A 21467-nucleotide genomic window follows, 5' to 3' on the forward strand; every position below is an offset into this window, starting at 1 on the left:
GCTGAGCCACTATTTGTTGTCGTTGACCGGCTCGGATTTGGTCCGCACGTCCGAGATCATCGAGCGCACGACCTTGATCTTGACCCCGGTTGCGATTTCCACTTCCAGGTCTTCCCCGTCGACGGCCTTGGTCACCTTGCCCACGACACCGCCATTGGTAACGATCGTATCGCCGCGCTTTACGGCCGCCAGCATGGCCTGATGGGTCTTCATCCGCTTCTGCTGTGGGCGGAAGATAAGGAACCAGAAAATGGCGATAAGCAGGATGATGGGAACAAAGCTGGAAATAAAGTCCATCCCGGAGGGTGCTGCTGCACCCTGGGCAAAGGCTGGCGTAACGAACATTAAGGCACTCCGTAGCGGTCTGCTTGTCAAAGCAGGACTGATTGTCCCATATAGGGACGCTTGCGGTTTTGGGCAGGTGTTTTCCTCCCAAAAAATCGCGCGGACTATACTAGCGGGCCCGGCGAAAGGCAAAGCCTATCGGGCACTTTCAGGGACTATTCTCCAGTGGAAAACAACGACACGCTTTCGGCCATTTCAGGCGCGCTTGAAAAGATCGCGCACGCTCTCGAAACCATGGCCGGAACCACAAAGGCGACCGCCAGGATCGAGGACGGCGTCAATGCCTATCTCTGGGACGGCGCCGAACACGTTCTGCGTCCCGTGCGCGCCGTCAACCGCATCCCCCTCGACCTGCTCGAAGGCGTGGCCCACCTGCGCGACATCCTTCTGGAAAACACCCTCGCCTTTGCGCGCGGCCACGGCGCCAACAACGCCCTGCTCTGGGGCGCCCGCGGCATGGGCAAGTCCTCGATGGTCAAGGCGATCCATGGCCACATCGAATCCTCCGGCGAACCGGGCCTTTCGCGCCTCATCCTCATCGAAATCGCCCGCGAGGACATCGCCACCCTGCCCGCGCTGCTGCGGTTCGTTGTGGACCGGCCCGAGCGCTACATCATCTACTGCGACGATTTGAGTTTTGATCGCGACGAGTCCAGCTACAAGGCTTTGAAATCCGTCCTCGATGGCGGGCTGGAAGGACGCCCGGCCAATACCCTGTTCTATGCAACCTCGAACCGCCGCCATCTGATGCCGCGCGACATGATCGAGAACGAGCGCTCGACCGCCATCAACCCCAGCGAAGCGGTCGAGGAAAAGGTCTCGCTGTCGGATCGTTTCGGTCTATGGCTCGGCTTCCACAATTGCGATCAGGACACCTATCTCGCCATGGTGCGTAACTATGTCGCTCACTTCGCAATAGAGGTCTCCGAGGATGAATTGCGCGCCCGCGCCATCGAATGGTCGGCGACTCGCGGCTCCCGCTCCGGCCGCGTCGCCATCCAGTTCGTCCGCCACCTCGCAGGGCTCAAGGGCAAATCCATCTCCTGAAACACGAAGGGGCCGGCCCTCCTGGACCGGCCCCGACAAGGAGCATTGCCACCAGTATTTCTGCGCGAGCCCTTCCAGCAAAGTGGACACCACTTTTGCGGTTCGGAAACGCGATAAAACAAAGGCTTAGAGCCAAGGATTTGATTCAATCAAATCCTGAACGGCTCTAGCCGGCCAAGAGCGGCATCGGGTCGACCGGCGTCGCGCCCTTGCGCAGTTCGAAGTGGAGCTGCGGCCGGCTGACCGAGCCGGTCATACCCACTGTGCCCAGGGCATCGCCGCGCGATACGCTGTCGCCCTTGACCACGCCGATGGTGTTGAGGTGTGCATAGGCCGAAACGAACCCGTTGGCGTGCTTGACCAGCACCAGATTGCCATAGCCCTCGACGGCGTTGCCCACATAGATCACTTCGCCGTTCTCGGCGGCGCGCACCGAGGTGCCTTCAGGCGCTTCGATATTGATGCCGGTTCCCCGCGAGGCGGCAAAATCGGTGATGACCCGGCCCGAGAGCGGCCACCGGAACTTGTCGCTGGTCACCGATGCCGTCGCGGCCGGTGTCGGCTGCTGCGTCGGAGCGGCGGCCACCTGCGTGGGCTGCGGCTCGGGCTGCTCTTCCGGTCGAGCCGGCGCTGCAGGTGCCGGCGTTGCCGTCTGGGTGTTGGCCGCGGAGGTTCCGCTTGGCGAAGCCGCGGCCTGCGACCCCGAAACCGCTGCGACCTGCTGGGTTTGCCCGCGCTGGGCCAAAAGATCGGGGCGCCCCGGAATAATCAGGCTCTGCCCGACCACAATCCTGTCGGGCGAACCGATATTGTTCGCAGCGATGATCTCGGTGGCGCTCACATCGTAGCGGCGGGCGATCGTATAAAGCGATTCCCCCGAAGCGATCGTATGGCTGTAGGTATCGCCCTGAACCACGCCGAGCTGCGGCGCGCTTGGCTGGGCGGCTTGGGAAAGAGTTGACGATGGAGAGGATACGGCGGCTGTTTGTGCAGGCATGGCTTGGGTACTCGTTACTGACGACGGCTGCAAAGCGGGAAGATCCTGGGAGACGACGGCCGACTGCGTGCCGACCGGCGAGGCGGTCGTTCTGTCGATCAGGGCTGGCCCGGTTGTGCCGTTCGCGGCAACTCCACCACCGATATTGGCTGGAGGAAGATATGCCGGCATTGCCTGCCCCACCACGGCACCACCCATGCGCGAAGTCGCTCCCGTAACCGTGGGATCGCCTCCAAAGGAGCCCATGGAAGAACACCCTGCCAAAACGAGGGCCGCGGCACTCATGGCGAGTGCTGAACCGGCGCTGCGCAGTTTGGAACCAGTTACGCTCAAGGTCATGGGAAATGCCCGTCAACTCATCTACTCGATGGAAATGAGAGTAGACTTGTTAAGGTAAAGACGAGCTTAAAGGCCGTCGCTATTTGGGATCGGCACCGGTTTACGGGCCACGCACCCGTCCGGGGCTAAGCGGCGCCAGCCTTGCCGTCCCGGTTTCCGTTTCAATAAAGCTGTCGTCGGCCCGCTCGATGCGCACGATGGCCTGCCGCTCGGAAGGCGCGCCAACCGCCATCACCGCGATTCCCCCATCGGCAAGCTGCTCGACGAGATCCTCGGGTACCTCGCCCACCGAACCGGTCAGAAGGATGCGGTCGAAGGGCGCTTGCTGCTCCAGCCCGGCCAACCCGTCCTCATTGAGCCCCACGATGTTGGTATAGCCCAACCCTTGCCAGCGCGCTTGAGCGCTCTTGGCCAATATCCTGTGCTTTTCGATCGAGAACACCCGCCTTGCCATCCGCGACAACAGCGCGGCCGAATAGCCCGAACCTGTTCCCACCTCCAGCACCTTGCTTGCCCCCTGTGGCGCCAACGGCACCAGCAATTGCGCCAAAAGGCCGGGCGCCGTGATCGATTGCCCGCATTCGATGGGAAGCGACGATTCTCGATAGGCGTATTCGCGGAAATCCTCAGGCACGAATCTTTCGTGCGGCACGGTTTCAAAAGCGCGCAGGATTTCCGGGTCGGTCACCCCATGCTGGCGAAGGTTCAGGATCAGGCCGGCCCGCGCTTCCCAGTAATCGGTCAAACGCCCCGTCCTCTCGTTTACGCCCGCGCGGGACCTGTAAACGGCAATCGCCCTTGATGGCGCTGGACGAACTCCATATCGGTCTGCTGCAACATGAGCGGGGTCACCGTGATCGCCTTGTCTTCATGCAGGATATGGAAATCCGCGCCCGCGTCCAGAGGCTTGGGCGTATTGAGAATCGTCACGAAATGCTTGCCCGGATTGTCGCTCGGATACAGCTCGAACGGCGAATGCGCGAATCGCTGATGCGGCACCAGCCTGATCCCGTTCACCTCGCTCGGCGCGCAGATCGGAAAATTGACGTTGAAATAGGTGTCGCGCGCGCCGGCCACATCCAGGATGGACCTCACCGTTTCCGCGCCCAGTTCAGCCGCCGGGCCCCAGTCGATCTCGTCGCGCCCATGGTCGTAATCCATGGCCTGGCTCAACGCGATCCCGATGGCACCATGCAACGCCCCTTCGCGCGCGCCCGCCGCCGTCCCCGAGCAATGCATGATATCGCCAAGGTTCTGCCCGCGATTGACGCCCGACAAAACGATATCGGGCCGCTTGTCCTTGAGCACATGGGTGATTCCCGCCACCACGCAATCGGCCGGCGTTCCGTCGAGGCAGAAGATTCGCTCGCCCCGCGCCTCGATCTCGATTTCGTACCCGAACGTCATCCGGTGCCCGGTGCCGCTCTGGTTGTTTGTCGGCGCCACCACCCACACATCGTCGGACAGGTCGCGCGCAATATCGAGCAGCACGGCAAGCCCCGGCGCATCCACGCCGTCGTCATTGGTCAAAAGGATGCGCGGGTTGGCTTTCATCCGCCGATCTTTTCCAGCCCACCCATATAGGGGCGCAGCGCTTCGGGAATGGTCACCGAGCCGTCTTCGTTCTGATAATTTTCCATGACCGCGATCAACGCACGCCCCACGGCCACGCCCGAACCGTTCAGCGTATGGACGAATTGCGGCTTGCCGTTCGCGTCGCGATAGCGCGCATCCATGCGCCGCGCCTGGAAATCGCCGCACACCGAAACCGACGAAATCTCGCGATAGGTGTTCTGCCCCGGCAGCCAAGCCTCGATGTCATAGGTCCGCCTGGCCCCAAACCCCATATCGCCGGTACAAAGCTGCATGACGCGATAATGGATGCCCAACCGCTTCAGCACCTCTTCCGCACACGCCAGCATCCGCTCATGCTCCTCGGCCGATTTCTCCGGCGTCGTGATCGACACCATCTCGACCTTGTTGAACTGGTGCTGGCGCAGCATCCCCCGCGTATCCCGCCCCGCCGACCCCGCTTCCGACCGGAAACACGGTGTCAGCGCCGTAAACCGCAATGGCAGTTCGTCTTCGGGAAGGATCGACTCGCGCACGAAATTGGTCAGCGGCACCTCGGCGGTTGGTATGAGCGCCAGCCGCCCGTCCCCATGCGCCGTAAAAAAGAAGTCGCCATCGAACTTCGGAAGCTGGCTGGTGCCATACATCGCCTCGTCCCGCACCAGATAGGGCGGCACGACTTCGGTGTAGCCATGCTGATCCACATGCAGGTCGATCATGAACTGTCCGATGGCCCGCTCCAGCCGTGCCAGTTGCCCCTTGAGCACAACGAACCGGCTGCCCGAAAGTTTGGCGGCGGTTTCAAAATCCATCCCGCCCATCGCTTCGCCGAGTTCGTAATGCTCCTTGGCCGCAAAGCCGAGATTGGGCTTGGCCGGCCGCGTCGCTTCGGATTCATTGGCCCGGAAATAGGGAACGTTGTCGTTCTCGTCTTCGCCCACCGGCACGCCCTCGGCCGGCAAATTGGGGATCACCGAAAGCGCCGCCCGAATTTCCTCGGTCAGCGCCTTTTCGCGCGCTTCGAGTTCGCCGAGCTTGTCCTTGAGGCCCGAAACCTCGGCCATCAATTCCTGGGCCCGCGCCTCGTCCTTTTGCGCCTTGGCCTGCCCGATCAGTTTCGAGGAGGCGTTGCGCCTTTCCTGGACGGCATTGAGTTCGGCGACCACGGCCCGCCGCTCATCGTCGAGCGAGATCAGGGATGCGGAAACCGGCTCCATCCCGCGCGTCTTGAGCGCGGCGTCGAACGCTTCAGGATTTGCACTGATCCACTTGATATCGAACATTTTGGGCTGGTCCGCTGGAAAGAAAGATACGGACAGTGCCTAGCCGAGCCGGGCGTCAAACTCAAGGTCGACCTAGCTTTCGAGATCCTTGGCCAGTTCCGCCTCACGCTCCAGCCGTCGTTTTTCGACAATACGCACCGCAAAGACCGAAAGCTCGTAAAGCAGCAACAGCGGTATCGCGAGCCCGATCTGCGAAATCGGATCGGGGGGCGTCAGGAACGCCGCAATCACGATGATCGCCACGATCGCGTATTTGCGCCACGCCTTGAGGTTGTCGACCCCGATCAGCCCGATCTGCGCCAGAAGCGTCAGAATGACCGGCAACTGAAAGCACACGCCGAACGCCAGCAGCAGCGTCATGATCAGGCTCAGATATTCAGAAACCCGCGTCACCATTTCGATGGAAACGCCAGAAGGGTCGGTCTGCTGCATGCCCAGGAAGAACCCCAGCGCCAGCGGCATCACGCCGTAATAGACAAGCGCCGCACCGATGAGAAAACAGATCGGCGTCGCAACCAGATAGGGCAGGAACGCCATGCGCTCGTTCTTGTAGAGCCCTGGCGCCACAAACGCATAGATCTGCGAGGCGATCACCGGAAACGCCAGAAAGATCGCGGCAAACAGCGCCACGGACAATTTGGTGAAGAAAAATTCCTGCGGCGCCGTATAGATCAACCGCACAGCTTCAGGACTGCCGGCCGCCGCGACGAACGGCCCGAGAAGAAAATTGTAGATCTGGTCGGCGACGAAAAAGCAAAGGATGAACAGCACGGCCAGGGCGATGATCGAATAGATCAACCGCGTCCGAAGCTCGGTCAGATGTTCGATCAGCGGTGCCTCGCTGCCCTTGAGCTCGTCTTCCTTGGCCTCGGGCCCCGCGATCTTTTCCTGCGCCTGGGTCATTTATCGCCGCCCGTATCCGCCGCGGCCTTTTTCGGCGTTGGTGTCGTTTTCCTGGCCGTTGTCTTTTTTGCGCCGGCCTTGCTTGCAGCCTTTGGCTGCCTGACGGGCTTTTCATCAGCCGTTTTTTTCGTCGAGGGTGTCGCCGCTGGCTTGGGGGCCGCCTTGGCCGCAGCAGGTTTGGTTGCCGCGGCGGGCTTGGCCGCTTTCGTTGCCGCCTTGCCACCCTTGTCCGTGGCTTTGGCCGCCGGTGTCGCAGCCTTGCGCGGCGCGGCCTTGACCTTCGTCTTGGCAGGCGCATCGGCAAGCGGCGCGGGTTGTTCGGCCGCCGTCGTCGCCGCGTCGGCAGGCCTGGCGACCGATTCGCTTACCTTGGCGCGAAGGGCAGCCGAAGCGGCCGAGGGCGTGGCCCGTGCCTGCGACATGCCCGCCTGCGCGTGGATCGCATCGACGACGCTCTCCTCGCCCGTGGCGGGCGGCTTGAGCTTGCCCGTCGGCTCCACCTTGCCGTTGCGGATCGAGTTGAATTCGCGGTTGATCTCTGCGCTGGTCTGCCTGAGCGGGTCCGAAATCGCCTTCTTGGCCTCGGCGATTTCGTCGGCGGCTATGGCCTTGTCGATCTCCCGCCGGAAATCATTGCCCATGCGCCGCACAGTACCCATCATCCGGCCCACATTGCGCATCATCATCGGCAGGTCTTTCGGGCCGACGACGACAAGCAACACGATGCCGATAACAAGCATCTCGCTCCAGCCAAGCCCAAGCATGCCGATCTATCCTTGTTTGAAAGCTATGCGGAAAAAACGCGTCCTTACGCGTCCTTGCGCGTCTCAGCTTCCGTGGTCTGGTTGAGCGTGGGCTCAGCCTGGCCGGGCTTCTGGTCGATCGTGGCGGGGGGGGTGTCGTCGGGCGTTTCCTCTTCGGCCATGCCCTTGCGGAAGGCCTTGATACCGCCCGCGACTTCACCCATCAGGCCCGAGATCTTGCCGCGCCCGAAAAGCAGCAGCACGACGATCGCGATAATCAGAAGTCCCCAGGGTCCGGGATTCATTTCCATACCTCCTAATGCCGCGGCATCAGCGCCGGCCGGCAGATGTGTCTGGCCCACAGATATTGATTATTGGCGGCGAAAACAAGGATGCTGTGCTCTCTTGTTGAACCATAATCGTCGCAGCGGGCCGCGGGCCGATCAATCCTCGCTCTCGGCTTCCACGTCGCCTGCGTCGTCGGGGTCGAGCGGGTCCTCGTCGTCGCGCAACGCCCCGTCGAACGGCATGGGCACCTGAAAACTGGGTGGCACGCGGCTCGAAAGCAGCCCCGCGCCCTTCAATTCCTCGAGCCCCGGAAGGTCGCCCAGCGTCTCGAGCCCGAAATGATCGAGAAACGCTTCCGTCGTGCCGTAGGTCACCGGACGTCCCGGCGTTCGCCGCCGGCCGCGCATGCGCACCCAACCCGCCTCCATCAGCACGTCCAGCGTGCCCTTGGAGATCGAAACTCCGCGCACTTCCTCGATTTCCGCCCGCGTCACCGGCTGGTGGTAGGCGATGATCGCCAGTGTCTCGAGCGCCGCCCGCGACAAGGGCCGTGTGTCGGTCTCCTCCCGCCGCAACAGGAAATTGAGGTCGTCCGCCGTCCTGAACGCCCATTTCGACCCGCGCTGCACCAGATTGATCCCCCGCCCCGCATAGCGGGCCTGCAACGCGTCGATCAAATCCTCGACATCGGCCTCATCGGACAGAAACGGCGCAACATCGCGCAGATCCACCGGCTCGGCCGAAGCGAAAAGCAGCGCTTCGAGAATACGAAGATTGCGCTCGCGCACCTCGGGCGCATCGTCTTCCATGGCGCTCATTGCGGCACGTCTCCCCGCCGCCTGCGCATGAGCAGCGGCGCGAAGGCTTCCTGCTGGCGCAATTCCACCTGCCCCAGCCGCACCAGTTCGAGCGATGCCGTAAAGCTCGACGCCATCGCCGTCGCCCGTTCTTCCGGCCGCGCCAGATAGTCCGCCAGATAGGTATCGAGCGAAATCCATTCGAAACTCTGCCCGATCAACCGCTCCAAAATTTCCCGCGCCTCCTGCAATCCCCAGACCGTCCGCTGATGCGGCGAATATTCGGCTGGAATACCGCGTTCACGCTGGGCTGCATAGGCCCGCAGCAATTGATAGAGATCCGCTTCCCACAGCGCATGCCGCGTGATGGAAACCGGCTCCGGCATGCCGCGCGCGAAAACGTCACGCCCCAGCCGCGAGCGATTGAGCAGCCGTCCCGCCGCGTCGCGCATCGCCTCGAGCCGCGCCAGCCGGAACTGCAGCAAGGCCGCCATTTCCTCGCCGCTCGGCTCCTCGTCATCGCTTTGCTGGGGCACCATCAACCGGCTTTTCAGATATGCCAGCCACGCTGCCATCACCAGATAGTCGGCGGCAATCTCGATCCGCTGCTGGCGGATGGTTTCGATAAACGCCAGATATTGCTCGGCCAGCGCCAAAACCGAAATGCCCGAAAGATCGACCTTCTGCTTGCGCGCAAGCTCGAGCAGAAGATCCATCGGACCTTCATAGCCGCCCACATCCACGTGCATCACCGTATCGGCTTGCGCGCGTTCAGGCATTCCGTCGAACCAGGGATCAGAAGTCTCGGCCATATCCCGCCGCTGGCAAAGCAAAAGAGGAGAGCAGCATTGCCACTCCCCTCAAACCAGTCAAGCCGTGAGAACCGCCGCGCCCTAGTTGTTCAGCACGAAACAGTCCCCGCCCTGCCCCTGGATCGCCGTGCAGACCGAATTGGCCTGATCGAAACTCGGTTGCGGCAGCCTTACGCGATAATAGATGCCGCGCTCGCCCAGATCGACCCTGCTGACCTCGGGCTCGGCGCCGTTGAACAGCGAACCGTAGCGCGACTGCAATGCAGGAATATCGGCCAGCGCATCCGCCTCGCTGCGCTGCGACGACAATTGCACCCACGCGCCGACATTCGATGATGGCGTTGCCGCCGAGGCAGCGGGAGCCGTTTCCGCCGGAGCCGGCGTGACAGCAGCAACGGTCTCGGTCGCGGGGGCCGTTGTCGCCGGAGTGGGCGTCGAAGCGGCGCTGGTCTGGGCCGTCAGCCCGGCCGGCCGCGCGACCGGAACCGGCGCACCGGGGTCATCGGTCGTGGTCGTGGTCGTTGGGGCCGCTTCGGACGAATCCGCCGTTTCAGGCGTGCTGGCGTCGGGCACGGTTTCGCCCACATCGGCCACGGAAGTCGGCGTCGCGGCGTCCGCGCCGGCAGCGGACTCATCCTGGCCAATGGCCTGCGCGATGGCCTCGCCGATCGGGTCGGACGTCAGCGTGCTGTTGGGGACCGCAGGAACGTCGGGGCGCTCGACCGGCAAAACGTTGGATCCCGCAACGCTGTCGTCGGCCTGAACAATGGTGCCGTCGGGACGCACGGTTACCGTGCGAACCGGGCGATTGGCGAGGGCAGTCTCGCCCTCTTCGGGGGCCAGAGCCTCGGCCACCTGGGCGCCGCTGGCGCCGTCGGTCTGGTCGCGCGATACGAGCTCCTCGTCTTCCGGGGAAGCGCCATTGCCCTCGATCTCGCTGAACACCACCGAATCGCTGGCAGCGGAATCATTGGGCGTGGGCGCCGCCTCTTCCTTGAGCGGCGAGGCGTCTGCCGTCAGTACGGGCGCTTCGCCCGGATCGACGGGACCGGAAAAAAACGCGAAATAGACGCCGCCGATCAGGGCAAGGATCACCGCTCCCGCGGCGACCGGCACGATAAATCCGCCAAACCTGCGGCGGTACGGATGGCGCTGCGCCATCTCTTCTGTGGCATAGCCCTCATCGCCATAGCCATCATCGGCATAGTCGAGCGGCTGGCCATCCTCTGCCGGCGCGTTGTCTGACGGCGCCGAAGCGCCAAATAACGGATCGGGAATAACCTGTTCCGGTGTGGGCTGGCCGGGTTCGAATGCAGGTTCTTCACGCGGCTGGGCCTGCCGTGGCGCGGGCGCCACCAGCCAGTCTTCAGGATCGCTTGCCGGCTCGACGCGGCGCACGGACGCGCCCGTCGCCGCAGCCGCCGCGAGAATGGCCGATTCCGCAGCATCGACGGCGGCATCGGTTTCCCCATCGTCGAGAAAACTCGACCTCACGCGCCGCCCGGCGGGCAGGCCACCATCACTGGAATTGGCGCGGGCCGCCTCCCCGATCAGCGCCTCGATATCGCCCAGAGGGTCCCGTTCCTGGTCGGAAGCCATTTCCCCGGCGCTCGAAAATTCATCTTCGGCTCGCCCATACCCCTCGTATGAAACCGGCCCCGCTTCGGGCTCGGCCGGCAGCGGATCGTCATGTTCCGCCCAATCGTCATCCTGGGAATAGTCCCGGTCATAGGCCTCGACTTCGGCATCGGCAATCAGGTCGGCAATCGGATCGCCCGATGCGGTCTGCTCGGGCACGCCGGTCTGTTGCGCGGTGCCGAACCCGAAATCGAAAACCGGCATGGCATCGCTCTGTCCGCTCTCGCGCTCCGGCTCGAAGCGATCTTCAGGCTCGCCGGGATTTTCGCTGTGGTGCCCCTCAGGGGCGCCGAAACTGGCTTCAGCCTCGTGGAAATCTTCCTGCTCGGGCATGGCCGGTTCTGCGGGCGCTTCGACCTGGGGTTCCTGCCGGAAGGCGGGCTCGTCGCGCTTGTACGCGCTGGTCGGCCCGGCAGCCGTGCGGGCATCCTGCGCCACAAGCCGAGCCAGTTCCGCAATCAGATCATCGGAGTCCTGACCCGCCGTGGCCGGGTTGTACTTTGTATCGGTCATAGAGCAGTGCCCCGAAAGTCTTTCGCTTTAACTTGCCCTTGATTGCGAGCATGCCCACGGAACTGTTCACAGCAATGCGCCGTAATTATGAAAGCTCTTGCGGGGCGCTGACGCCCAAAAGATCAAGGCCGTTGCCGAGAACCCGGCGCACGCCATCCACAAGCGCGAGTCGAGCCAGTGTCAGTTTCGGGTCATCGTCGTTAACAAAGCGTAAGCTGGGGTCTTCCTTGCCTTTGCCCCAGAAGGCGTGGAATTGCGCGGCAAGCTCGTGCAAGTAAAACGCAAGTCTATGCGGTTCATGCGCCCGCGCCGCTGCCGCAACCTGCCGCGGCCAGGAACCGAGCAACCGGATCAGCTCGATTTCATCCGTTGTGGACAGCAGCGAAAGGTCGGCTCCGGCCAGCGCCGCGTCGGTCGTATCGAGTTCGGGCAGATCGCGCGCCGCATTCCGGAAAATCGAAAACGTCCTTGCATGGGCATACTGCACATAAAAAACCGGATTGTCCTTGCTCTGCTCTTTCACCAGCGCAAAGTCGAAATCGAGCGGTGCATCGTTCCGCCGGAACAAAAGCATGAAGCGGGTCGCATCGACTCCCACTTCCTCCACAACATCAGCAAGCGTCACCAAGTCCCCGGAGCGCTTGCTCATTTTTACCGGCTCGCCATTCCGCAACAGCTTGACCAACTGGCAGAACCGCACATCGGCCGTTGCCTTGCCGCCCGAAACGGCCTTCACCGCCGCCTCGATGCGCTTGGCATAGCCCGCATGGTCTGCGCCCAGAACGTCGATAAGCGTGGTGAAGCCCCGCAGCACCTTGCTGCGGTGATAGGCGATATCGGCGGCAAAATAGGTATAGCTGCCGTCCGATTTGACAAGCGCACGATCCACGTCGTCGCCAAACTGGGTGGCCCGGAACAAGGTCTGTTCGCGGTCTTCCCAATCGTCGGGCAGCTTGCCCTTCGGCGGTTCGAGCCGCCCTTCATAGATCAGACCTTCATCGCGCAGCCACGCGAGCGTCTTTTCGATCTCGCCCCCCGGTCCGTGCAACGTCTTTTCGGAAAAGAACACATCGTGCTCGATATTGAGCTTTTTCAGGTCCGCCTTGATAAGTTCGAGCATCGCCGCCAGCACATGCTGCTTGACCGGGGCCAGCCATGCCTCTTCGGGCTTGCCCAACAGGGAGTTGCCGAACTCTTCCACCAGCGCCTGCCCCACCGGGATCAGATAGTCGCCCGGATAGAAACCCGACGGAATTTCGATTTCCTCCCCCAGCGCCTCGCGGTATCGCAGGAAGGCTGACCGGGCCAGCGTATCGACCTGCGACCCGGCATCGTTGATGTAATATTCCTTGGAGACGTCATATCCGGCATAGGCCAGGAGCGAGGCCAGCGCGTCGCCGTAAACGGCGCCCCGCGTATGCCCCACATGCATCGGCCCGGTCGGGTTGGCCGAAACATATTCGACATTCACTTTCTCGCCCTGCCCCACATCGGCCCGCCCGAAATCGTCGCCGAGTTCGGCAATCGAGGACAGCACCTTGTGCCAGACGCTTTGCTGGAGCCGGAAATTGATGAACCCCGGACCGGCGATCTCGACCGCGGCCACGTCGGCATCGCCTGAAAACCGCTCGGAAATCGCACCAGCGACCTCGCGGGGGTTCTTGCCCAGCGGCTTGGCCACCACCATCGCGGCATTGGTCGAAAGGTCCCCATGGGCGGCATCGCGCGGCGGCTCGACGACGACGCGGGCCAGCAGCTCGCGATTGTCGGCCAGCTCGGGAAAACTCGCGATCAGCGCATCGGTGACGCGCCCTTCAAAGAGGGCAAACACATCCATCTGAAGGAAACCTATGATTGAAATTCGAAACCGGCACGTTGAGATTGGCGTCAAGGCGCGGCGAAAGCCGGAGTTTACAGCCCGCCCTCGCGCCAATATCGGCATGCCGAGGCGGGTTACCGGAAATCGGGTCTGTCGTCAAACAAACGGGCATATTCGTCAAGCGCGAACGGGTCTGTCATCCCGGCCACGAAATCACAGACGATCCGGGCTCTCGCGGCCTCAGAACCGGCGGTACTATGGGCCAGCCCCCAGCGCCCCGGCATATCCCCCTCGGCGATATAGGCATCGAAAAGCCGCCCCACCACAGCCTCGCTCTCGCGCACCGGCCCCATGACCCGCGCGTCGCGATAGACTTTGGCGAACAGGAACGCCTTGAGCTCGACCTCATCTTCCGCCATCTCGACGGGGAACCCGATCAACGCCCGCCCCGCATGCCGGACATCGTCGACACTTTTCGGAGCCGCCGCAATCAGCCGCTCCGCACTTTCGGCGATCACCGCCTCGATGGTCCGTGTGATCAGCCGCCGCTGCACCTCGTGAATTTGCCGCCCGCGCTCCAGTCCGGGCCACATCTCGATGACTTCCCGCGCAATCGGCCCCACCAATGGCACATCGACAAGATCGTCGATGACCACCAATCCCGCGCGCACCGCATCGTCGATATCGTGGGCGTTATAGGCGATATCGTCGGCAATCGCCGCCACCTGCGCCTCGAGATTGGCATAGGTTCCAGCCAGCAAGTCCTCACTTGCCGGAATGTCCGCCAGCGCCGCCGCGATGTCCTGCCCGTGCTCGGATGCATCGCCGACCACCGGGCCGTTATGTTTCAGGATACCTTCGAGCGTCTCCCAGGTCAGGTTCAGCCCGTCATGCTCGGCATAGCGATTCTCAAGCACCCCCACTACCCGCAGCGCCTGCACATTGTGGTCGAACCCGCCAAGCTCTGCCATTTTCTCGGACAACACCCGCTCACCCGCATGCCCGAACGGGGTATGCCCAAGATCGTGCGACAGCGCCACGGCCTCGGCCAGATCCTCGTTGAGCCGCAGCGCCCGCGCTATCGAACGGGCGATCTGGCTCACTTCGAGCGTATGGGTCAGCCGCGTGCGGAAATGCTGACCCTCGTGATGAAGGAAAACCTGCGTTTTGTGCTGCAGCCGCCGGAACGCCGTCGAATGGATGATCCGGTCCCGATCCCGCTGGAATTCGTTGCGCGTCGGGCTGGCAGATGGGCGATAGACCCGGCCCCGCGACTGCGCCGGATCGGCGGCATAAACCGCATGCATATCACTCATGTGGGACAGCCCCTTTTCATCGTCGCCCTACGATCTTATGTTGGAGACCGAATTTGCAATCAAAAGCAACAGCGCCATGACCGATATCCAACTATCACCGAACGAGGTCGTTTTGACAGAGCGCGCCGCCAAGCGGATCAACCGCATTCTGTCGAAGGAAGAACCCGGCACCGTCCTGCGCATTGCCGTGGCTGGCGGCGGGTGCTCGGGCTTCCAGTACGAATACAACATCGTCAAGGAAGCGCCAACCGAGGACGATCTGGTGCTCACCCGCGACGGGGCCACCGTTTACATCGATTCGATGAGCCTTGAATTCATGGGCGGCGCGGAAATCGACTTTGTCGACGATCTGATCGGCCAGTCCTTCCAGATCAAGAACCCCAACGCCGTCGCCTCCTGCGGCTGCGGCACCAGCTTCGCTGTCTGATCCCCGCATTTTTCGGGTCGCCTTGGCCGCGCGATAATGCTTACCTCTGCCTCTCTTGCGCGCGGAGGTAAGCCATGAGCACCGAATTCCTGATCACCGCCCTGATCGTCTGCCTGCTCCCAGGCTCGGGCGTGCTTTACACGCTTGCCGTAGGTCTCGGTCGCGGCTTCAGGGCCTCTGTCGCTGCCGCCTTGGGCTGCACGCTCGGCATCATCCCCTCCGCCCTCGCCTCCATCGTCGGCCTTGCCGCCATCTTCCACGCCAGCGCCCTGGCCTTCCAGACCCTCAAATATCTCGGCGTTGCATATCTGCTCCATATGGCGTGGTCGATCCTGCGCTCCGGCGGCGCCATGGGGCTCGAGGCCGACCGTTCTCCAGCCTCCATGGCCAGGATCGCGACCAGCGGCGCCCTCATCAATGTCCTCAATCCCAAGCTCAGCCTGTTCTTCCTGGCGTTTCTGCCCCAGTTCGTTCCCCTCGACACCCCCAACGCCACCCCAACACTGCTCTTGCATGCAGCGATCTTCATGGCGATAACCTTCATAACGTTCGTGGGGTACGGGGCCTGCGCCGCTTTGGCGCGTGACTATGTCATCTCCCGGCCCGACGTGCTCAAATGGATACGGCGCAGCTTTGCGGCCACGTTTGGCCTGCTAGGCCTGCGCCTCGCCCTTTCAGATCGCTGACAACCAACGAGACGGCCCGATGCGCATAGCAACCTGGAACATCAACGGCATCAACGCACGCCTTCCGGCCGTCCTCACCTGGCTCGACGAAACCAAGCCCGACATCGTTGGTCTCCAGGAAATCAAATGCCTCGACGAAAACTTCCCCCGCGCCGAATTCGAATCGCGCGGCTACAATGTCGAAACCCACGGCCAGAAGAGCTTCAACGGCGTCGCCCTGCTCTCCAAAATCCCCTTCGATGAAGTCCATCGCGGCCTGCCCAGCAACGACGAGGACCCGCAATCACGCCTGATCGAAGGCGTGTTCTCCACCGAGGACGGTGGCGTCGTGCGCGTGTGCAATATCTACCTGCCCAACGGAAATCCGGTCGATACCGAAAAATTTCCCTATAAGCTCGGCTGGATGGACCGGCTTTACGATTTCGTCGAACAGCGCCTTGCCTATGAGGAGCCCTTCATCCTGATGGGCGATTTCAACCTCATTCCCACCGGCTTTGACTGCCACGATCCCTCGGTATGGTGGGGCGATGCCCTGTTCCGGCCCGAGAGCCTGGAAAAATGGCGCCGCATCGTCAATCTGGGTTTAACCGACGCCCTGCGCGCCACCACCAGCGAACAGGCTTTCACCTTCTGGGATTTCCAGGCCGGCGCCTGGCGCCGCAACGCGGGCATCCGCATCGACCATTTGATGCTCTCCCCCCAGGCCGCCGACCGCCTCACCGGCGTCACCATCCACAAGGACACCCGCGGCTGGGACAAGCCCTCCGACCACGTCCCCGTCGAAGGCGATTTCACCCTCGCCGGCCGCCCCGCAAAGGCTGCTTAGTTGATTTGCTAATCTGGAGAGGTTGGGTCAGGGCGAGCGGTCTTCGAGAGTGATGACCGGTTATCGAAGGTCCGGTGGACCTTCGATAGGGAAGAACGCCCGTCTAGCTTAAGCTCGCGGGCTATGAGCGGAGCGTACTTTGGTACGTGAGCACCGGAAGCGCAGGAGACTGCCGTTTGCAGGCCGCCCTCACCCAACCTAAAACTCGGCGAACTGGCTTCCCAGCGTATCCGCCGCCCGCACCGCGGCCTCGGCCTGTGCCGGATCGGCCTTGGCCATCGCGCTGTCGGTCAATTCACGGATCCAGCCCTCATCGCTGGTCCCGAGCGCCGAGCGATAGGCGATATTGAGCCACATCAGCCCTTCGATCGGCTGCGCCTCGATCCCATTGCCCACGACCAGCATTTCGCCCAGCCGCGCCTGCGCGCCCGCATGCCCCTTGCGGGCCGCCAGCGAAAGCCAGCGCGCGCCCTGCAGCGGGTTGATCCCGAAGCTCTCGGCATTGAGATAGAGCATGCCCACCCTGAACTGCGCATCCGCATCGCCGAAATAGGTCGCCGCGTGCATCAGCAAGGTCTGGCCGCGCGACGCATCCTCGGGAATGCCCGCATCGGGCACCCCCTGCATGTAGTAATCGCCGATCTTGACGAAGGACTGCGCCACGATATCCGCATCGAGCGAACTCGGCGGCGCGTCCGCATTCTCGTTGGCGATGCGCGAAAAATACTGGAACGCCTTGGCGGGGTCCTTCTGAACCCCGGCGCCCGTTTCATACATCGTCCCCAATTGCCACAACGCGATGGGCTGGCCCGCGTCGGCGGCGCCCTCGAGCGCTGAAACGAGGTTGTCGCCGCTCAATTCGGTGGCCGTCACGCCATCGAGCATCTGGGCCAGTTCCTGGGCGGCATCGAGCGCGCTCTGCGCCTGCGCCGGCAGCACCGTGCCAAGGGAAAGCAAAGCCGAACAGGTCGCAGCCAGAGCGAACGCAGTACTCCTGACTATAGGCATAACACACCTTCTCATGCCCCAGTCCAGCAGCCGTCGCGCCACATCCGGCGCGCCCGCCGCCAAGCCGGGAAACCTTACCGTATCGTTCAAGACGGCAGATCGTATGCCCGCCGCCACCCTGTTGTTTTTTGTTGTTTCGGCACTCGGCTTTCCCTGGCCGCACCTGGCTGCGAAAGACCTCAATGCCCGAACCGCCAACGGCAGTTCATATGTTTGATTGACGAAAGAATATCGGTCCATTGTGTCGGCATTAAAGCGATTGTCCGCCGTCAGCGTGGCAAGCCGTCCGCTCGCCGCGTGGTCGGTCAATTCGCTGCAATAAGATACGCCGATTGCCATTCCTGTCCTGCTCCTGGGCCCGTTGGCGGGAATTCGATCCCGCTTCGGGCGCCGATTGGCAGGCATAGGCGTCCGGCGCGCCGCCAGCGCACCGAGATACCATATCCGCCCACCACCAACCGTTCTCCGGCTGGTTTAGGGTAAGATTGTGGCGTGGTCCCTTAGCAAAGCGTGACTGCGCCGCGCACGATCACGAGTCTCGCGGGACTGTATCAAAATTGTCACAAACGCCGGTGAGCCCGGTCGCGCGTTGTCGGACCGATTGGCCGATTGTAAGTTGGCGCCTCAAGGGAGATTGCAAACATGACCATCAAGCGAATGGACAATATGGGGATCGTCGTCGAGGACCTCTCGGCGACGATCGATTTCTTTACCGAACTCGGTCTGGAGCTCGAAGGCCGCGCCACCATCGAAGGTGAATGGGCCGGGCGCGTCACCGGGCTGGGCGACCAGCACGTGGAAATCGCCATGATGCGCACACCGGACGGCCACGGCCGGCTCGAACTCTCCCGCTTCATCCGCCCCGCAGTCGTTGCGGATCACCGCACCGCTCCCGTCAACACCCTGGGCTATCTGCGCGTCATGTTCACCGTGGACGATATCGACGATACGCTGGAAAGGCTGCGCACGCGCGGCGCGCAGCTCGTGGGCGAAGTCGTCCAGTATGAAGACGTTTATCGCCTTTGCTACATCCGGGGGCCCGAAGGGCTCCTGATCGGGCTTGCCGAGGAGCTGCGCTGAGCGACAGCGCAGCCTTTTAGAGCGTGTCCAGCAAAAGCATGTCCTCGACGCGATCGGGGATGGAAACGGTTTTGCGGTTCGGACACGCGACAAAACAGGGGTTTAGAGCCAAGGATTTGATTCAATCAAATCCTGAACGGCTCTAGCTCACGAGAGCGTAGCGAGAGCCTGCTCCAGCTTTTCGCGCCGTGCCCTGGCCTCGGCCAGCCGCTCCTTTTGCTCCTCGACCACCTCTTCAGGCGCCTTGGCCAGAAACTGCTCATTGCCCAGTTTCTTTTCCAGCCCGCCGATCTCGCCTTCGAGCTTCTTGACGTCCTTGGAAAGCCGCTGGCGCTCCGCCGCGATGTCGATCAGATCGGCAAGCGGCAGCCCCCAGCTCGCCTCACCCACAACGAACTGCGCCGAGCTTGCCGGGATCGCCTCGACCAGATCGATGGTCGAAACCCGCGCCAGCCGCTCGATCGCCGCGCGGTGTGTCTCGATCCGCGCCGCCGTTTCCGCGCTGGCGCCCACCACCACAAGTGGCACTTTCGCTCCGGCGGGAACGTTCATTTCCGTCCGCACCGACCGGATGGCCGAAATGACATCCAGGAGCCAGCCCAGTTCGGCACCGGCCTGCGGGTAGGATATCGCATCGAGCGTCGGCCAACCGGCCAGCATCAGATAGCCCTCGCGCTTGGGTCCGGTCTTTCCGGTTTCCGCCCAAAGCTCTTCGGTCACGAACGGCATGAACGGATGCAGCATTTTCAGGATCTGGTCCAGCGCCCAGGCCGCGGTCGCCCGCGTCTCGGCCTTCGCAGCTTCATCGGCGCCCGAGAAGGTCGGCTTGGCCAGCTCCACGAACCAGTCGCAGAACGTGCCCCACACGAAATCATAGGCGTGGTTGGCCGCTTCGTTGAACTTGTATTCGATGATAGCCTTTTCGACATTGGCCACGGCCCGCGCCGTCGCCCCGGCGATCCACTGGTTGAGTGCGCCCGAAAGCGTGGTCGGATCGAACCCTTCGACCCGCACGCATTCGTTCATTTCGAGGAACCGCGCCGCGTTCCAGAGCTTGGTGACGAAGTTGCGATAGCCCTCGACGCGAGACATCGCCAGCTTGATGTCGCGCCCCTGCGCCGCCATTGCCGCCAGCGTAAACCGCGTCGCATCGGCACCATAGGCATCGACGAGTTCGAGCGGATCGATGACGTTGCCTTTCGACTTCGACATCTTCTGGCCCTTCTCGTCGCGGACCAGTGCATGCACATAGACCGTTTCGAACGGTTCTTCACCCGTAAATTCAAGACCCAGCATCATCATCCTGGCAACCCAGAAGAAAATGATGTCGAACCCGGTCACCAGCGTCGCTGTCGGATAGTAGCTTTCAAGCTCTTTTGTCTGTTGCGGCCACCCCATGGTCGAGAACGGCCACAGCCCCGAGGAGAACCAGGTGTCCAGGACGTCCTCGTCACGCATCAGTTCCACCGGCTCGCCATAATGGGCCTCGGCGGCCTTCGCGGCGCCCGCCTCGTCATAATCGACGAAAACCTGTCCGTCCGGTCCATACCAGGCCGGAATCTGGTGTCCCCACCAGAGCTGGCGCGAAATGCACCAGGGCTGGATGTTGTCCATCCAGGAGAAATAGGTGTTCTCCCAGCTCTTGGGCACAAATTTTGTCCGCCCCTCGCGCACCGAGGCAATGGCCGGCTTGGCCAGCACTTCGGCGTTCACGAACCATTGGTCGGTCAGGAACGGTTCGATCACCACCTTGGAGCGGTCCCCGAACGGCTGCATGATCTTCTTGTCCTCGACCATCGCCATCAGCCCTTCGGCGTCGATGTCGGCCACGATCTTCTTGCGCGCCTCGTAGCGGTCCATGCCGCGATATTCATCGGGCACGATGTTGATCGCCGTGGTCACCGCATCGTCGAATTCCATTTCCCCGCGCGCGATCTTGCCCGCAAGTTCGGCCTGTTCGGCATATGGGGCGCCATCGGCCCGCATATTGGCCTTTGTGTCGAACAGGCAATACATCGGAATCCCGTTCCGCCGCGCCACTTCATAGTCGTTGAAATCATGCGCGCCGGTGATTTTCACAGCGCCCGAACCGAACGTGGGATCGGGATATTCGTCGGTGATGATCGGGATCAGCCGCCGGTGCTCTTTCGGCCCGACCGGAATTTCGCACATCTTGCCCACGATCGGCGCATAGCGTTCGTCGTCGGGATGCACCGCCACGGCGCCATCGCCCAGCATGGTTTCCGGGCGCGTGGTCGCAATCGAAATATAGTCGCGCTCTTCCTCGAGCACCACATTCCCGTCAGCGTCCTTTTCCACATAGGTATAGGTTTCGCCGCCGGCCAGCGGGTATTTGAAGTGCCACATATGGCCGTTGACTTCGGTGTTCTCCACCTCGAGGTCGGAAATTGCCGTCTCGAACTGCGGATCCCAGTTGACCAGCCGCTTGGCGCGGTAGATCAGTCCCTTGCGGTACATCTCCACAAAGACCTTGAGCACGGCCTCGGACAATCCCTCGTCCATGGTGAAGCGCTCACGCGACCAGTCGCACGATGCGCCCAGCCGCTTAAGCTGGTTGAGGATCGTCCCCCCGCTCTCGGCCTTCCACTCCCAGACTTTCTGGAGGAATTTTTCGCGCCCGATCTCGCGGCGCCCCGGCTCCTGGCGCTCCATCATCCGGCGCTCGACCACCATCTGGGTCGCGATGCCCGCATGGTCGGTGCCCGGCTGCCACAGCACGTTCTTGCCGCGCATGCGCTCGAAGCGCACCAGCACGTCCTGGATCGTGTTGTTGAGCGCGTGCCCGATATGGAGCGAACCCGTCACATTGGGCGGAGGAATGACGACCGAATAGCTCTCCGCGCCCGGCTTGCTTCCGGCGCCGGCCCTGAAAGCCCCCGCCTCTTCCCAGGCACTGTAAATGCGCCCTTCGACCGAGTTCGGTTCATAGGTCTTTTCGATCATCTGTGCTGTACCCTTGGAGTGTTTCCAGGATAGGTGGACCACTTATCCGGTTCGGAAACGCGAC

Annotated in this window: 20 protein-coding genes; 5 read left to right on the forward strand and 15 right to left on the reverse strand. The window is 62.5% G+C overall.

Going from position 1 to position 21467, the window contains the following annotated elements; all coding sequences use genetic code 11:
* Window positions 1-9: 9 nt before the first annotated feature.
* A complete protein-coding gene (yajC, locus tag KKY_RS07095; protein WP_014130637.1) occupies window positions 10-345 on the reverse strand; it encodes a preprotein translocase subunit YajC in 336 nt (111 codons plus the stop codon).
* 165 nt (window positions 346-510) lie between these two features.
* On the opposite strand from yajC, the gene KKY_RS07100 reads away from it, so the two are divergent.
* Window positions 511-1392: an ATP-binding protein gene (locus KKY_RS07100; protein WP_014130638.1), complete on the forward strand. Its 882-nt coding sequence runs from the start codon at window positions 511-513 to the stop codon at window positions 1390-1392.
* 166 nt (window positions 1393-1558) lie between these two features.
* On the opposite strand, the gene KKY_RS07105 is transcribed toward KKY_RS07100, so the two are convergent.
* From KKY_RS07105 to KKY_RS07170, 12 genes are all read right to left on the reverse strand, one after another.
* Window positions 1559-2635, reverse strand: a complete 1077-nt coding sequence (locus KKY_RS07105) for a peptidoglycan DD-metalloendopeptidase family protein (RefSeq protein WP_158308059.1) — start codon at window positions 2633-2635, stop codon at window positions 1559-1561.
* A 193-nt stretch (window positions 2636-2828) separates the two neighbouring features.
* Entirely contained in the window at window positions 2829-3473 is a 645-nt protein-coding gene (locus KKY_RS07115) for a protein-L-isoaspartate(D-aspartate) O-methyltransferase (RefSeq protein ID WP_014130640.1), read from the reverse strand.
* 17 nt (window positions 3474-3490) lie between these two features.
* Window positions 3491-4282: a 5'/3'-nucleotidase SurE gene (gene surE, locus KKY_RS07120; protein WP_014130641.1), complete on the reverse strand. Its 792-nt coding sequence runs from the start codon at window positions 4280-4282 to the stop codon at window positions 3491-3493.
* Window positions 4279-5583, reverse strand: a complete 1305-nt coding sequence (gene serS, locus KKY_RS07125) for a serine--tRNA ligase (protein ID WP_014130642.1) — start codon at window positions 5581-5583, stop codon at window positions 4279-4281. Before serS ends, surE begins: the two co-directional genes overlap by 4 nt.
* A 72-nt stretch (window positions 5584-5655) precedes the next feature.
* Window positions 5656-6486: a twin-arginine translocase subunit TatC gene (gene tatC / locus KKY_RS07130; protein ID WP_014130643.1), complete on the reverse strand. Its 831-nt coding sequence runs from the start codon at window positions 6484-6486 to the stop codon at window positions 5656-5658.
* Window positions 6483-7250 carry a Sec-independent protein translocase protein TatB gene (gene tatB, locus KKY_RS19535; protein WP_014130644.1) on the reverse strand — a complete coding sequence of 256 codons (768 nt, stop codon included), beginning with the start codon at window positions 7248-7250 and terminating at the stop codon, window positions 6483-6485. Before tatB ends, tatC begins: the two co-directional genes overlap by 4 nt.
* Before the next feature lie 44 nt (window positions 7251-7294).
* Window positions 7295-7534, reverse strand: coding sequence for a twin-arginine translocase TatA/TatE family subunit (tatA, locus tag KKY_RS07145; protein WP_014130645.1), 240 nt, complete (start codon window positions 7532-7534; stop codon window positions 7295-7297).
* 138 nt (window positions 7535-7672) lie between these two features.
* The gene (scpB, locus tag KKY_RS07150; protein ID WP_014130646.1) at window positions 7673-8335 is read right to left on the reverse strand and encodes an SMC-Scp complex subunit ScpB; all 663 of its coding nucleotides are present in this window, start codon (window positions 8333-8335) and stop codon (window positions 7673-7675) included.
* The gene (locus tag KKY_RS07155) at window positions 8332-9126 is read right to left on the reverse strand and encodes a segregation and condensation protein A (RefSeq protein WP_014130647.1); all 795 of its coding nucleotides are present in this window, start codon (window positions 9124-9126) and stop codon (window positions 8332-8334) included. The genes scpB and KKY_RS07155 overlap by 4 nt, the downstream gene beginning before the upstream one ends.
* Before the next feature lie 81 nt (window positions 9127-9207).
* On the reverse strand, window positions 9208-11277 hold the full coding sequence (locus tag KKY_RS07160; protein WP_014130648.1) for an SPOR domain-containing protein: 2070 nt from the start codon (window positions 11275-11277) through the stop codon (window positions 9208-9210).
* Between the two features lie 85 nt (window positions 11278-11362).
* Window positions 11363-13114 carry an arginine--tRNA ligase gene (argS, locus tag KKY_RS07165; protein ID WP_014130649.1) on the reverse strand — a complete coding sequence of 584 codons (1752 nt, stop codon included), beginning with the start codon at window positions 13112-13114 and terminating at the stop codon, window positions 11363-11365.
* A gap of 116 nt (window positions 13115-13230) precedes the next feature.
* Window positions 13231-14421, reverse strand: coding sequence for a deoxyguanosinetriphosphate triphosphohydrolase (locus tag KKY_RS07170; RefSeq protein ID WP_276324474.1), 1191 nt, complete (start codon window positions 14419-14421; stop codon window positions 13231-13233).
* Between the two features lie 67 nt (window positions 14422-14488).
* Between KKY_RS07170 and KKY_RS07175 the strand changes: the two genes are divergently transcribed.
* The 3 genes from KKY_RS07175 to xth all read left to right on the forward strand — a co-directional run bounded on the left by KKY_RS07175 (window position 14489) and on the right by xth (window position 16351).
* On the forward strand, window positions 14489-14839 hold the full coding sequence (locus tag KKY_RS07175) for a HesB/IscA family protein (RefSeq protein ID WP_041529212.1): 351 nt from the start codon (window positions 14489-14491) through the stop codon (window positions 14837-14839).
* Between the two features lie 74 nt (window positions 14840-14913).
* Window positions 14914-15525, forward strand: a complete 612-nt coding sequence (locus tag KKY_RS07180) for a LysE family translocator (protein ID WP_014130652.1) — start codon at window positions 14914-14916, stop codon at window positions 15523-15525.
* Window positions 15526-15544: 19 nt separating this feature from the next.
* On the forward strand, window positions 15545-16351 hold the full coding sequence (gene xth / locus KKY_RS07185; RefSeq protein WP_014130653.1) for an exodeoxyribonuclease III: 807 nt from the start codon (window positions 15545-15547) through the stop codon (window positions 16349-16351).
* A 198-nt stretch (window positions 16352-16549) separates the two neighbouring features.
* Here xth and KKY_RS19960 read toward each other — a convergent pair whose 3' ends face one another.
* Window positions 16550-17359 (reverse strand): tetratricopeptide repeat protein, encoded by an 810-nt coding sequence (locus KKY_RS19960; RefSeq protein WP_158308060.1) that lies wholly within the window; start codon window positions 17357-17359, stop codon window positions 16550-16552.
* A gap of 642 nt (window positions 17360-18001) precedes the next feature.
* Between KKY_RS19960 and KKY_RS07200 the strand changes: the two genes are divergently transcribed.
* Window positions 18002-18439, forward strand: a complete 438-nt coding sequence (locus KKY_RS07200; protein ID WP_014130655.1) for a VOC family protein — start codon at window positions 18002-18004, stop codon at window positions 18437-18439.
* A gap of 147 nt (window positions 18440-18586) precedes the next feature.
* Here the strand turns inward: KKY_RS07200 and KKY_RS07205 are convergent, their stop codons facing one another.
* Entirely contained in the window at window positions 18587-21403 is a 2817-nt protein-coding gene (locus KKY_RS07205; protein ID WP_014130657.1) for a valine--tRNA ligase, read from the reverse strand.
* Window positions 21404-21467: the final 64 nt, after the last annotated feature.

The sequence above is a fragment of the Pelagibacterium halotolerans B2 genome, assembly GCF_000230555.1.
GTDB classification, from domain to species: domain Bacteria; phylum Pseudomonadota; class Alphaproteobacteria; order Rhizobiales; family Devosiaceae; genus Pelagibacterium; species Pelagibacterium halotolerans.